Source organism: Sphingorhabdus sp., from assembly GCF_035329025.1.
Classification (GTDB): Bacteria; Pseudomonadota; Alphaproteobacteria; order Sphingomonadales; family Sphingomonadaceae; genus Sphingorhabdus_B.
Window position 1 is genome coordinate 1 of sequence record NZ_DAOLHN010000053.1, and the last position, 14,664, is coordinate 14,664.

A 14,664-nucleotide genomic window follows, 5' to 3' on the forward strand; every position below is an offset into this window, starting at 1 on the left:
GAATGGTAGCGGAGGAGGGACTTGAACCCCCGACCTACGGATTATGATTCCAACGGGAAATCGCCGTAGACGCGTCTATGTAGACGTCAATAAAACTGCCAATGCAACAGTCTATTGATCGGAATTTATCCACGCTACAGCGACAAAACTGTCCGAGAACCGGCAGAAATATGATACAATCTGATCAAGTTTTGAAAAGCCCGCGACAAACGACTTAGCGGTCGCACGTTGCCATAGGCGCAAGGGAAAATCATCCGCTCGCCCTGCGGAAAATCGGCTACGCTGGGACAAATGACCGGCACCGAGTGAGCGCCCACAACAGGAAAATCGGTTGTTTCCGACAATCGGTGAAAGCCTGACCAGATGCTGGCACTTCTGTGCCATGCACATCTGGAAAAGTTTGCCCTTAAAGATGAGGACGACGTGCGTCCTCTGTCTTGCGTAGGTTGAAGGAAAGCCGAGCAAGATGCTTCGATGAAACACCATCGATAACCGAGTGGCCGAAAGGCCGGGGTTGCGGAATTGGATAGCTGGTAAATGTGCTCCGCCAGTTCGCAAGGTAGCTCCTTGCCAGATTCTTCACCAACTTTCCCTGGGAGAGAAACCCCCTCTTTGCATTCGTGCCAATCGTGCCGTTTGCAAGGGGGGGATACGATCTTTCTTGGGAGGGCATTAAAACTAATGGAAAAATACAAAGCTTTGAAACGACGCGAAGCGTCGTGAAAAGCTCGAGTTGGCGCCGCAGGCGTCAACTCAAATACAAGCGTTCTACCGGAAAGAGATTTCCCCAGACTCCATGCATTCCAGAACACCGCAGCGTTCACAGGGAAACCGGATTTGGAGTAAACTTATCCCATATAATCCATGAATCCAGTATCTATCTGGCATGGGACTTAAGAAACCATTCTGCGCTATTTTTGCTGGAACTATGCTTTCCTCTACTGATCAAAATTCCGCTCGCCGGTGTACAGCTGTTGAATGAAATCCATGGACTCTAGGCGTTTCGGATTTGCATGGATTGCGGCGTTATAAGGTTTGAATGGCATCCATGTTAAATGGTCAGCCTCAGTTCCGGTCCACCGCTTGGCATCCATGCGACACACCAAACAAACTTCGTGGACGTGTAAGGATAACACGAAGTTTACACTAAGTTGACAATAAATCAGGGTTTTTGCGCGAAAACCCTACAAGTAACCTACAAGAATCTATGGGATTTTACTCCGAATCTGTTGGGATTCTGGGATTTTTCATTACCCACCCGCAATCCAAGCAGACTGCACGTAACTATTAGACCTCACCAACAACGAATGAGGTCTGAATATGAAACTCTATCACGTAGATTATCCCGGGGTTAGCTGCCAGCACATCGTGGCAAGCGGACACGCGGAAGTGATTACAACCATGCTTGCGTGGCTTACCCACAACAACCATCCGCGAACTAATGGCATCAAGATTACCGAGGTCGATCCTATGAACCTGGATCGCAAGGGAAGGATGGAACTGGCGGAGCTGCTTAGGACTAACATTAGCAGCATAGCGAGTTATGATCATGAAGCGGGGTGGACACTACATACAGTCTTCGACGCTCCCTATCCCTAACGGGAACCATAAGATGCGCGGAGTTCTCCCATCGCTCCGCGCGTCTCAATGGAAGTCCTAGAAAAAGCAGCCTCGCTTGATCCGGATCACGCCGATCAGTGGGGATGTTCCGCGTCAAACCTTTATAGGAGCCTATCAGACTAACGAAACAGTGGATCAAAGTTTGGCTGCCTAGGAGGTCCGCTAACATTCCTGTCGTCCGCTGAGGCAAATTCGTTCGTCAAAGCCCTCCATTTGTTAATCAAGACGAATCCGGTGCGAATATCGATAACAGTGAGCCGGATCGATAAGCAATGGTGCACTATCTGCCGAAATGAGATTTTGGGGGGACTGCATTTTCCCGCGACAAAGCAACCGGGTTCGAAGCGATCATGCCCGACTGGCATCGCGTCTTTCTCGATCGGTTGGAATAGGAATTCGCCGATACTGGCGAGCCGGAAACGGGATATATTGAGAGGGATACCCCATTGTTCGCGCGGATCGGGGCGGTGAATCATGCCTATAATCGGACGGTGATTTACGCGGGCAATTTGCTGCATTGTTCGATGACCCGCGACGATGTCTATCATACCGACGATGCGGAAAAAGGGCGACTTACGATTGCCGCCTTCATGCTTGCCCGCTAATCAGTAGTCGCGCATGGTCACGCCGATTGTTAAATGGTCACATGCGACAGGGGATTGGGCGGATTGACGAAAAAGCCGACAATTGATGATGTCGCAGCACGCGCCGGAGTGGCGCGGACGACGGTTTCGCGTGTGCTCAACAACAGCCCAAATGTTCGCGACGAAGTCCGCGACAAAGTTCGGGCTGCGGTTGCCGGACTTGGCTATCAGGTCAATGTACAGGCTCGCTATCTGGCGAGCGGGAGTAGCAGGCAATTGGCGCTGATTCATGCCACCGACCTCGATGTCGAACCAAATAGCTATTATCATTCGGGTCTCGAATTGGGTGCAATGCGAGCGTGTGCCGAACTAGGATATGTACTCGTCACCCACACTGCCAACCCTGCCAAACCTGAAGATCAGGTGCGGATCCGCAGGCTTGCCGAAAGCGGCAGCTATGACGGCGTAATCCTGACTCCCCCCTATTCGGACGATGTCGAACTGGTTGAAAGTCTGCGCAAACTGGATTTCCCTCTCGTTCTTATTTCCGCTGGGCCGGAGGCTCGCAAACGCGCGGCATCAGTTGGCATAGACGATCGCAGGGCGGGAATCGAACTAGGCCGGTTCCTAGTCCAGGAAGGACATAAAAGTTTTGCCTATATCGATGGGCCCGCCGATCACATCTCGGCTGGTTTGCGTCTGGAAGGTTTCCTGAAGGCTGTAACGGATGCAGGTCTGGATGCCGGTGCCGTCAGGGTGCTCAAAGGCAACTTCACCTTCCGGGCAGGAGTAGAACTTTCCGCCCAAGCGCTTAGCTGGAACCCGCGGCCGTCGGCGCTGGTCTGTGCAAATGACGATATGGCAGCGGGCGCCCTGTTCAGTGCGCACAGGATGGCATTGAACATTCCCGCAGACGTATCGATTACAGGCTTTGACGATACACCGGTATCAGAGATCGTCTGGCCGCCCCTGACGACCGTGCATCAACCTTTGCGTCAGATTGGCGGAAAAGCTGTCGAACTGCTTGTAGATTCCATTCGGAAAAAACATGACTGCGTTGCTTCGATTCAAGGCCTGTACGTACCCTTCCAGCTTATAGAGCGAGCCTCGACCGCGAGACGCTAACCCGCTTGCATACATATGCATATGGAAGCGCTTCCAAAATTATATTGACTTCGCCCTCTGCTTTGGCAATCTGCAATGGAAGCGCTACCATGAACAGGATCGGACAATGTTGCCGACCGGCGAGGAAGGGCTTTTGGATAGGATCCTCAGGGGTTTAGCCCCTGGCCTGGGAGGGTACAGAATGAAATCTACTATTTGTGGTCGCGCGAATCGCTTGCTCAACCTCGGACTGAAAACGTCGGCGGTCGCACTGGCGGTTTCGATTTCGACAGTTAGCTACGCGCAGGAAGCGGCAGAAGCATCGGATGAAGCTGCGGTTGAGGAAAACGGTGAAATCATAGTCACCGGCCTGCGTTACGGCTTGGCAACCTCGATCAACACCAAGCGTGAAGAGCTGTCGATTGTTGAAGCGGTATCGGCTGAAGACATTGGTAAATTGCCCGACGTGTCGATCGCGGAATCGATTGCCCGACTGCCGGGTTTGACCGCTCAGCGTGTCAATGGACGTGCACAGGTCATCTCGATCCGCGGCCTTGCGCCAGACTTCTCGACAACGCTGTTGAATGGCCGCCAGCAGGCGAGCTCTGGTGACAACCGTGCGGTCGAATTTGACCAATATCCATCGGAATTGCTGTCGAGCGTTGTTGTGTACAAGACGCCTGACGCGAGCATTTCGGGCATGGGCCTTGCCGGTACCGCTGACTTGCGCACAGTGCGTCCGCTCGAATTCGGACGGCGGGCTTTTGCGGTCAACCTGCGCGGCGAAGTCAATTCGGGAAGCAAGCTGAATTCCGACGTCCGCAATTATGGCGGCCGCTTCAGCGCATCTTATATCGACCAGAATGAAGCTGGGACGCTCGGCTGGGCGGTGGGCTTTGCGCATCTCGACGCGCCGTCGCAAAACCGCCACTACAAGGCTTATAATTACGAAACATTCTGCTGCGGACAGGAAAACCGGATCACGCCTGCAGCTGCACGCAGTTCATCCTTCCTGACCGGTCAGGAAATCTTTGCTTACTCGCGTTTGAACAAGCGCGATGCAGCTATCGGTATCCTTGAGTGGCAGCCGGATGACCGGACCCATGTGACGGCTGACCTTTATTATTCGACTTTCAAACAGCGCGAAACGATGCGCGGTGCACAATGGTTTTCGAATGTCTGGGCCGACAATCAGACTTTTGCCAATGTGACCACAACGGATGTTGGCGGAACCAGCGTCGGCGTTACCGGTAGCAATACCGGCGTCGCTCCAATAATCCGCAACGATTACAATACGCGCAAGGACGACCTCTTTTCGGCTGGCCTGAATGGCGAGTTTGACATGACCGACCGGCTGAGCTTTTTGGCCGACCTGTCCTATTCGCGGAACAAGCGTGATGAGAGCATCACCGAAACCTATGCCGGTTTTGGTTGCTGCGTGACCTCTGCCAACCAGAACAATAACCGCACATTTGATACCATCGGGTGGGATATCAACGGATTGCTCAACGGGCAGTTCCCAACCTATTCCGAAGGTCTCAACTATGCCGACGCGTCACGCGTTTCTCTGGGTGATCGCGCGCCATGGGGCGGTTGGGGCCATGACGGTCAGACCAAGGAACCGCATGTCAAGGAAGAGGTCTATTCAATCGACCTCGGCTTCCAATATGATCTCGATGGCTTTTTCGACAGCATCGATGCTGGCTTGAACTTTACCAGTCGCGACAAGACCAAGCGAGTCGACGAATATGACCTGATGCTCAAAAACGGGCGCTTGCAGACATTGGTCGGTTCCGATTTCCTCGTGTCGCCAACGTCGCTGGGTTATGCTGGCTTTGGCGAGGTTCTTTCGGTCAACCTGCGTGATGCCATCCCGCAATATTATGACCGCATCACCTTCATCAACAACGACACCTATGACAAAGCCTGGGGTATCAATGAAGAAGTCCTGACGTTCCGGGCGAAGGCTACGATCAATTCCGGCAATCTGCGCGGCAATATCGGTGTCCAGGTGGTCAACCAGCGGCAATCTTCCAGCGGCAGCGCGATCAATCAGACGCAATCGCCGACGCAAGTTGTCGCGGTGAACAAGAGCAAGAGCTACACCGATATCCTGCCCAGCCTGAACCTGGTTTACGATCTGGGTGGTGGCCATCGTTTGCGCCTCGCTGCGGCCAAGGTGCTGGCGCGTCCGCGTATGGATGAAATGCGGGCGAACTTTACGCCCAGCTTTGGCAACCCCTGCGGCGGTAGCCCGCCATGCGTTCCGGGCCAGACCGTCAATCCCTGGTCGGCAAGCGGTGGCAACCCGGATCTGGAACCCTGGCGCGCCAAGGCCATCGACCTTGCCTATGAATGGTATCTCGGCAAGGCCAGCTACATCAGCATCGCAGGCTTCTACAAGGATCTGGACAACTACATTTACACCCAGCGGCAGCAGTTCGATTTTACCGGCCTGCCCCTGCCGCCAACCGCGTCGAACATTCCAGCGGGCGTTATCATCAGCCCGATCGGACAGATCAACCAGCCAGCGAATGGCAAGGGTGGATCGATCAAGGGTATCGAAATCAGCGCCGCGCTGGAATTCGGCAAACTGACGTCAGCTCTGGATGGTTTCGGTTTCATTGGAAGCTATTCCTATACCAAATCGAACCTGCGTCCGACGGCGAGCACCAACCCGACGACTGTTCAGGCAACACGAATCCCGGGGCTTTCTGGAACGGTGTACAACCTGACTGGTTACTTCGAAAAATGGGGTTTCCAGGCGCGTGCCAGCTATCGCTACCGCTCGGCGTTTAAGGGTGAAGTCACGCAACTGTTCGCGGTGCGCGGCTTAACCGAAATCCTCGCCGACGATCAGCTCGACGCGCAGGTCGGCTATACCTTCCAGGAAGGCTCGTCGCTCGCTGGTCTGGGCGTGTTGCTGCAGGTCAACAACCTGACAGACTCGCCTTACCGCACGCGGCTTGGCGTAGATGGTGGCGGCCCACGGACGACGGATGGATCGTTCCTGCCCGAAACCTACGAAAAATATGGGCGGCAGTTCCTCTTCGGTATCAACTACCGCTTCTGAGAAATGCCAGGGCCGGGTGTGTTTGCATTCGGCCCCGGTACGAAACGCATAAGAGAGTCTCTCCTCCTTACCTTCCGGCGCGATGGCTTTGGGTCGCATATCGCGCCGGTATTTTTTGAGGCGGCAAGGGAAAGAATGACAAAAAGGGCATCGCCAGTGAAAAATGGACAGTTGTTCCGCGCCTTCCTCATCGGTTCGATCGGGGCCGGGTTGCTCGGCGGAAGCGCTCTTTCCGGTCTGCAAGCAAAGCCAGCGACCGATTGGCCCGCACTCGCCCATCCCATAGCAAAAGACGCCGCGATGGAGGCTCGTATCGCCGAAATCGTCGCAGGAATGACCCTGCGACAGAAAATCGGGCAGATGACGCAGGCCGATATTCGTTCAGTGACGCCCGATCAGGTGCGCGAACATTATCTGGGCTCGATCCTGAATGGTGGCGGTGCGTGGCCGGGCGGGAAAAAGCAGGCGACAGTAGCGGACTGGGTCGCGCTGGCTGATGCGCATTACAAGGCATCGATGGCAACCGACATGAAGGTGAAAATCCCCGTCATCTGGGGAACCGACGCGGTGCACGGCCATAACAATGTCTTCAAGGCCACGCTGTTCCCGCACAATATCGGGCTGGGTGCTGCTCGTGATCCGAAACTGGTCGGCCGTATTGCGCATCTGACGGCGAAACAAGTGCGTGCGACGGGCATAACCTGGGCATTTGCGCCAACGGTTGCAGTCGTGCAAAACCCTCGCTGGGGGCGGACCTATGAGAGCTATTCATCCGATCCGGCACTCGTCCGCCAATATGCGGTTGAATTTGTGAAAGCGATGCAAGGCAATCTGACCGGATCCGACACGACCATTGCTTCGGTGAAGCATTTCCTAGGTGATGGCGGCACATATCTGGGCAAAGATCAGGGTGAGACACGGGCGACGCGCGAACAACTCATCCGCACGCACGCCCCCGGCTATTTTGGTGCGCTTGAAGGCGGCGTGCAGACCGTCATGATCTCCTATAGCAGCTGGACCGACACAGGTGCAGGCAAACCGCAGGGAAAGATGCACGGCAACCGTGAGCTCATCACTGATGTCCTCAAGGGCAAACTTGGTTTTGACGGTCTGGTGGTATCCGACTGGAATGCGATCGAGCAGGTTAAGGGCTGCACACGCACACATTGCCCGCAAGCCATCAATGCCGGCATCGATATGATCATGGTGCCCGACGACTGGAAACAGTTTATCGAAGAGACCATAGTTGATGTCGAAAAGGGCGTCATCCCGACGAGTCGTATCGACGATGCCGTTAAGCGCATCCTGCGTGTTAAGATGCGGACTGGATTGTTTGATCGATCCCCGATTCCTGCGGCCAGCGCAGAGGCAGACATGGCGAGCGATGTTATGCGAACAACCGCTCGTGAAGCAGTATCCAAATCGTTGGTGCTGCTGAAGAACAATAAGCGATCGCCACTGCCGCTGAAGCGCAGCGCCAAAATCCTGCTGGTCGGGAAAGGCGCGGACAAGGTGACTCCGCAATTGGGCGGCTGGTCGCTGACCTGGCAGGGTGACGAGACCGACGACAATGACTATCCACTGGCCGATGACATGCTGTCAGCGCTGCAAAAGGCAGTCGGTGACGGTGGCAAAGTCGATTTCAGTGCTGATGCCATCGGTGTCGATTTAAAAGGCTATGATGCCGTTCTCGTAGTCCACGCGGAAAGACCGTATGCGGAAATGAAGGGTGACATCAGCTACCCTGCGTCACTCCGTCATTCCGAGCGCTATCCAGATGATTATGCCGCGCTGGAACGCGTGTCGGGCAAGGGTGTGCCGGTGGTGTCGGTACTTTTTTCGGGCCGTCCGGTTTATGCGAATGACCTGATCAATATGTCCGATGCCTTTATCGCGGCTTGGTTGCCTGGAACCGAGGGGCAGGGCGTCACGGATGTACTGTTCGGCGGCGCAAAGGATTTTCAAGGTAAATTGCCTTTTGACTGGCCGGGGGCTTCCTGCCCGGAAACGGCAAGAAAACCCGTCCTGTTTCGTCGCGGCTATGGCCTGAAACTTGCCAAGAAATCGAATTTGGGCCGTCTGCCCGAGGACGGGGTTGAAACCTGCCCGGCATTGGCCGAATAATCCCGACGGAGCAGAGAGGACTTTCAACAATGTCGGGTCGATTGAAGACAATATTGATCGTCGGAGGTGGCTCTTCCGGCTGGATGGCGGCAGCGTTGCTGTCGCATCTGTTCCAGGGCCTCTACAAAATCCGGTTGGTCGAATCCGAGGATATCGGCACCGTCGGTGTTGGTGAGGCAACGATCCCGGCGATCAAGAAATTCAACGAGCTGCTCGAGCTGGACGAAGCGCATTTTATGCGGCTGACGCAGGGCACATTCAAACTGGGCATCCAGTTTAATAACTGGGATCATATTGGCTCCAGCTATATCCATGGCTTTGGCGTAATCGGCCAAGATCTGGGCTGGCTGCGCTGTCACCAATATTGGCTCAAAATGAAGCTGATGGGCGAAGCATCGGATTTTGCCAATTTCTCGATCAATACGGCCGCTTGCGCGACCAACAAGTTCATGACTGCAAGGCCGGATATGGCGGATTCTCCGATAGCCCATATCGCACATGCCTATCATTTCGATGCTGGTCTTTATGCCCAATATCTTCGGAAATATTCCGAAGAACGAGGCGTCATTCGTACCGAAGGCAAGATTACCGATGTTTCGCTGCGCACGGAGGACGGCTTTGTCGAGGCGGTCACACTGGAAAGTGGTGAGCGGATTGAGGCCGACCTGTATATCGATTGCTCGGGTTTCCGCAGCCTGATCAGCGAACAAGCCCTGCAAACCGGCTATGAAGACTGGACGCACTGGCTGCCATGCGACCGCGCGTTGGCCGTGCCCTGTGCCCGATCAGACAATTTCACGCCTTACACAAAAGCCACCGCGCATGGCGCCGGTTGGCAATGGCGCATTCCGTTGCAGCATCGCACCGGCAACGGGCATGTTTATTCGAGCCAGTATATGGACGAGGCGGAGGCCGAGCGTATCCTGCTCTCAAACCTCGACGGCGAGCAGCTCGCGGAGCCGAACCGCATTCGTTTCACCACCGGCAAGCGCAAGAAAGTTTGGAACAAGAATTGCGTGGCGGTCGGGCTGGCTGCAGGATTTCTCGAGCCGCTTGAATCAACCTCGCTTTTCCTGATTCAGTCGTCGCTGATCCGATTGATCCGGCTATTCCCCGATGGCGGCTTCGACCAAGCCAATATCGATGAATTCAATCGCCAGACAGACTTCGAATATGAGCGGGTGCGCGACTTTATCATCCTCCACTACAAGGCGACCAAGCGCGACGACACGCCCTTCTGGCGCTATTGCCGCGACATGGAAGTGCCCGCGACGCTTCAGAGCAAGATAAAGCTTTTCCGCGCCAATGGGCGCATCTTCCGTGAAGACGAGGAACTGTTCAGCGAAGAAAGCTGGATCCAAGTGATGCTGGGGCAGAGCATCATCCCCGAAGGCTATGACCCGCTGGTCGATGTGAAAAGCGAGGCACAGATTGCCCAGTTTCTGGGCAACATCGAAAATGTGATCGGAAAATGTGTCGACGTCATGCCTAGCCATGCCGACTTTGTCGCCAAATATTGCGACGCAAAGGCGGCGATGTGATCCCATCCATTCGGAAAGGCTGCCTGTTGGCAGCCATGTTTTCGGTTGCCTATGGTGCACAAGCGAAAACGCCCGTCGTTCAAGGCTGGCTGACCAGCGCGGATGGCAGCCAGCGTTTGGCTCCGATGGCTGGCATAAAAACGGTTACATTGCCCGCAGGCCAGCAGGCCGACATCATAGTCGACCCCAAAACCCGATACCAGCGGATGGCCGGCTTTGGCGCTTCGATCACTGACGCGACTGCTTGGCTGATCCAGACCCGGATGTCCGAGAAAGCGCGCAACGAACTGTTGCGTGAGCTGTTCAGCGTGCGCGACGGGATTGGTTTCAGCGTCACGCGCATCACCGTTGGCGCATCGGATTTCTCGCAAAGCCATTACACCTATGCTGATACTCCGGGAAATCCTGTGGCGGACATTACGCCTGCACGCACGCACCTGATCCCGTCGCTAAAAGCGATGCGCAAAATCAACCCGCGACTGCAGGTGATCGCTACGCCATGGAGCGCGCCGGCCTGGATGAAGACGAGCAACAGCCTGATCAAGGGCCGGTTGAAGCCCGAAAATTATGACAGTTTTGCACGCTATCTTGTCAGTTACACGCAGGCGATGCGCAAGGCAGGTGTGCCAGTCGACATATTGACGATCCAGAATGAGCCGCATTTTGAGCCGGAGAATTATCCGGGCATGCGAGTGGAGCCTGCCGAAAGAGCGGAGTTTATCGCCAACCACCTCGGCCCGCTGATGCGGCGATCACTGCCGGGTACGAAGCTGCTCGACTGGGATCATAATTGGGACCAACCCGAAAGCCCGACAGCGGTGCTGTCCGATGCAAAGGCCTCGGCCTTTGTCGACGGCGTGGCGTGGCACTGTTATGCAGGGGACGTCGCAGCGCAGTCGGTCGTGCGCGATCGTTTTCCGTCCAAGGAAGTCTGGTTCACCGAATGTGCCAGCGGCAACTGGAGCGGCGATTGGAGCAAGTCGTTCAACTGGGCCATGCGCCAACTGATCATCGGCACGACGCGCAACTGGGCCAGAGGCGTGGTGATGTGGAACCTCGCTCTCGATGAAAAGCACGGCCCGCATTTGGGCGGCTGTGGTGATTGCCGGGGGTTGGTCACGATCAACTCGATCAGCGGTGAAGTAACCCGTGAGCCCGAATATTATGCCTTCGCCCATGCCAGCAAATTTGTCTCCGTCGGAGCAGTCCGTATCGCCAGCGATAGCGGAGACAACGCTATCGAGAGTGTGGCTTTCCAGAACGGCGAAAAAGGTCCAGTCACATTGTTAGTGTTGAATGGCGCGGGCGTGGAACGAAACTTGTCGTTCGACGTCGGCGGAAAGCAATTTGTTGCAACCATGCCCGCCGGATCGGTTGCAACCTATAAATTGCTGCCGAAGTAGCGGCAGAGGAGGCCGAAATGAAAGACTATCGTTCGGGGATATCAGCGGCTTTCATTTCAGTCACCACGCTGTTCTTCGCCTGGGGTTTCATCACTTCAAACAATGATCCGCTGATCGCCTCGCTGAAAGCCAGTTTCCATCTCAGCTATACCGAAGCACTAATCACCCAGCTCGTCTTCTTCGCGGCTTATGGCTTCATGTCCTTTCCCGCAGCCGCGCTGCTCAATCGGGTTGGTTCGGTACGATCGATATTGTTGGCACTGACGACCATGATCATCGGCTGCCTGCTGGTGCAGTTCATCGTTCGCTACCAGGATTATTCCTTGATCTTGGCCGCCTTATTCGTTTTGGGGATCGGTATTACCACCTTGCAGGTTGCAGCCAATCCGCTTGCGGCAGCGCTAGGCCCACCTGAAAGCAGCCATTTCCGGCTGACATTCGCCCAGGCGTTCAACTCGCTTGGTGTGGTGCTGGGTGTCAATTTTGGTTCGAAAGTCATGCTGGGCGAGGAGGTGCTCAAATCAGGTCACGCACCGATCACCAATGCTGCGGACCGCATTTTGGCGTTGCAGGCTGTGTCACATGCCTTTCTGATCATAGCGGCGTTGCTGGCGGGGCTAATGGCCTTCATCTGGTTTTCGCGAAGGCGGATCAGCGATGCAGCGGACGGCGTCGCAGACGCGGGAGGAGGGGCGGTTCTAGACGCGTTGAAATCGCGTTGGGCTTTATTCGGGTCGGTTGCAATCGGACTATATGTCGGGGCTGAAGTGTCGATCGGCAGCATCATGATCAATTTTCTCAACCAGCCCGAGATCATGGACCTGCCACTCGAAACCGCAGGTTTCTATCTCGCCAACATCTATTGGATGGGTGCCTTGATCGGGCGTTTTGTCGGCTCCTATTTGCTCACCCGGCTTGCCGCGCCCAAATTGTTGATGACAGCGGCCGGATTTGCTTCCTTACTCTGCTTGACGGTTGCATTCAGCGGTGGGCCGATGGCGGGTTACGCCGCATTGTCCGTTGGATTGTTCAATTCGATCATGTTTCCGACGATTTTCACTATTACGCTTGAGAGAGCGGGCGTGTCACAGGCTTCGACCTCGGGTCTTTTATGTGTTGCAATCGTTGGCGGTGCGATTTTGCCCTATGTGGTCGGGCAGATGGCAGATCAATCAAGCCTGACCCTATCGTTCACCATTCCTATGACGGCCTATGCCGTGATTGCGATTTTCGGGCTGCTGTCACAACGCGCGAAAGTCTATCATGTCGATGGCGCAAGCGCCCCTGTGGAACATTGATATTATGCAGTCCAGGCCATCACGACGTGCGATCATTGCCGGGGCGGCAGCGGCGACACTTGTGCCTGTTGTGGCGAAAGCAGCCGAGCCCGGACGAGATGATGCTGCCATGGTAACCGACTGGCCATGGCTGGGCAGGTACGCGAAAGACAATGCGCGGCTACATTCGGAGGGCATGCAGATCGATATCGTCTTCATCGGCGATTCCATCACCGAATTGTGGAAGCACAGGCGACCCGGTTTCTTCAGCCCGAAACGGATCAATCGTGGGATTGGTGGCCAGACTTCGCCGCAAATATTATTGCGGATGATGTCAGATGTCATCGCCCACGGTCCTAGAATAGTTCACATTCTCGCAGGCACCAACGATGTAGCCAGCAACACCGGCCCGATTGCCGAGGATACCACGGTCGCAAACATTGTCGCGATGGTTCAATTGGCAAAGGCCAATGGCATCCGGCCGGTGGTCGGGACAATCCCGCCTGCAGCGAAATTTTTCTGGCGGCCCGAAGTCGATCCGGTAGGCAAGATTCGAGCGATCAATCGGAAGCTCCAAATGTCCAGCAAATCCAACCGCTTCACATTGGTCGACTATTATGGTGCCCTTGCCAGCGCCGAGGGAGCTCTTCCGTCTACACTAGGAACGGATGGAGTGCATCCAGATGCTTCCGGCTATGAATGGATGGAGCAGGCTCTTGTCGATAAAGTAAGCGCATTTCGACCGGTATAATTTGCAGACCAAATTGAATAGTCGTGCTGCTATTCGCAGAGCCGTGGTCAATTTTTCCTGGTCATTCGACAACCCGTAAATTTGCGGGAAGAAGGAAAATCAAGCAGAGCGACGACCGGAAAATGGTCTGACGGAACACGGCCATTTTCGTGCTGCGCAACCACGCCTTGCGCGCGGACTGAAATGCCCGGACTGACGAATATATGATCGATCAGCTTCCCCGAAGTCGGGAAGGGGTTGAATGCGTTGAAGCTGATAGCAGGGCCAAAGTTTCGCTCTGCCGCTGCAGCCCTGGTGTTCATCAACATAGCGTGTCCGCTGATTTCGCGCGACAGTTGGGCAACCGATTCCTCGGTATCGTCAGCGTTAAAGTCGCCCAGCAGAATGACCTGTTCGCCCGCTATCCGATTTCGGGAAATCCATTCGAGTATCTGGGCTCCGCTTTTCTGGCGGGCGATCAACCCCAAATGGTCCCAATGCGAATTAATCACCAGCAGCTTGGCCTTGTCGCTGCGCCTTGTCAGATGGGCCCAAGTTGCAACCCGCTTGTAGGCCGCGTCCCATCCCAACGACGGCACATTCGGCGTAGGTGACAGCCAGAATGTTCCGCTTGTCTCGATCTTGAACATTTTTCGGTCAATGATGAGAGGTGAGGCTTCTCCTGCATATTTCCCGTCATCCCGCCCTGCTCCGATAAAGTCATAGTCAGCAAGAACCGCTTTCAGGTCGTCTTGCTGGTTGGGCAGGACTTCCTGCAGTCCCAGAATATGGGGGCGCATTGTGACGATCTGTCCGAACAGAAGATGTTTGCGTTTAGCCCAGCTGTTATCGCCGTCTGCTTGTGTATCGAGGCGGATATTATATGTCATTGCCAGCAGCGCAGGCTCGCACGATCTGGTTCTATCAAATGAAGCAGCGGGTGCCGCATTAGGCAGCAAAAGGCTGAACGCTAAGATCATCAGAAAACGCATCAATTATCCTTGTCGATCGAAAGTGGCACCAAAAATGGTAGCGCTTCCAAGGCAATCATAATAGCGCAATCTGATGCGCACCAACGGAGTGTTGAACGATAATCGTGAGATGAAAAACGTAACAACCGTCAGCAACATTGATCTCAAAATTTTTCAGGATATGTCCGTCGTCAGAACATTTGGCACTGATGGCTGCGTAAATTAACGGAGTATTGG

At 54.9% G+C, this 14,664-nt stretch carries 8 protein-coding genes and 1 pseudogene; 8 read left to right on the plus strand and 1 reads right to left on the minus strand.

What is annotated here, in order from left to right; translation table 11 throughout:
* Positions 1-2,030: 2,030 nt before the first annotated feature.
* From PKC81_RS12975 to PKC81_RS13010, 8 genes and pseudogenes are all read left to right on the plus strand, one after another.
* Positions 2,031-2,225 (plus strand): annotated as a pseudogene (locus PKC81_RS12975) (DUF6445 family protein); the annotation flags it as partial.
* Positions 2,226-2,288: 63 nt separating this feature from the next.
* Positions 2,289-3,329, plus strand: a complete 1,041-nt coding sequence (locus tag PKC81_RS12980) for a LacI family DNA-binding transcriptional regulator (protein ID WP_324336767.1) — start codon at positions 2,289-2,291, stop codon at positions 3,327-3,329.
* Positions 3,330-3,510: 181 nt separating this feature from the next.
* A complete protein-coding gene (locus PKC81_RS12985) occupies positions 3,511-6,381 on the plus strand; it encodes a TonB-dependent receptor (RefSeq protein ID WP_324336769.1) in 2,871 nt (956 codons plus the stop codon).
* 135 nt (positions 6,382-6,516) lie between these two features.
* A complete protein-coding gene (locus PKC81_RS12990; protein ID WP_324336771.1) occupies positions 6,517-8,505 on the plus strand; it encodes a glycoside hydrolase family 3 protein in 1,989 nt (662 codons plus the stop codon).
* A 29-nt stretch (positions 8,506-8,534) separates the two neighbouring features.
* Entirely contained in the window at positions 8,535-10,046 is a 1,512-nt protein-coding gene (locus PKC81_RS12995; RefSeq protein WP_324336772.1) for a tryptophan halogenase family protein, read from the plus strand.
* Positions 10,047-10,081: 35 nt separating this feature from the next.
* Positions 10,082-11,449 (plus strand): glycoside hydrolase family 30 beta sandwich domain-containing protein, encoded by a 1,368-nt coding sequence (locus PKC81_RS13000; RefSeq protein WP_324336779.1) that lies wholly within the window; start codon positions 10,082-10,084, stop codon positions 11,447-11,449.
* A 17-nt stretch (positions 11,450-11,466) separates the two neighbouring features.
* Positions 11,467-12,747 (plus strand): sugar MFS transporter, encoded by a 1,281-nt coding sequence (locus PKC81_RS13005; RefSeq protein WP_324336774.1) that lies wholly within the window; start codon positions 11,467-11,469, stop codon positions 12,745-12,747.
* Between the two features lie 4 nt (positions 12,748-12,751).
* A complete protein-coding gene (locus tag PKC81_RS13010) occupies positions 12,752-13,477 on the plus strand; it encodes a GDSL-type esterase/lipase family protein (protein WP_324336776.1) in 726 nt (241 codons plus the stop codon).
* 47 nt (positions 13,478-13,524) lie between these two features.
* Here PKC81_RS13010 and PKC81_RS13015 read toward each other — a convergent pair whose 3' ends face one another.
* The gene (locus tag PKC81_RS13015; protein ID WP_324336778.1) at positions 13,525-14,346 is read right to left on the minus strand and encodes an endonuclease/exonuclease/phosphatase family protein; all 822 of its coding nucleotides are present in this window, start codon (positions 14,344-14,346) and stop codon (positions 13,525-13,527) included.
* Positions 14,347-14,664: the final 318 nt, after the last annotated feature.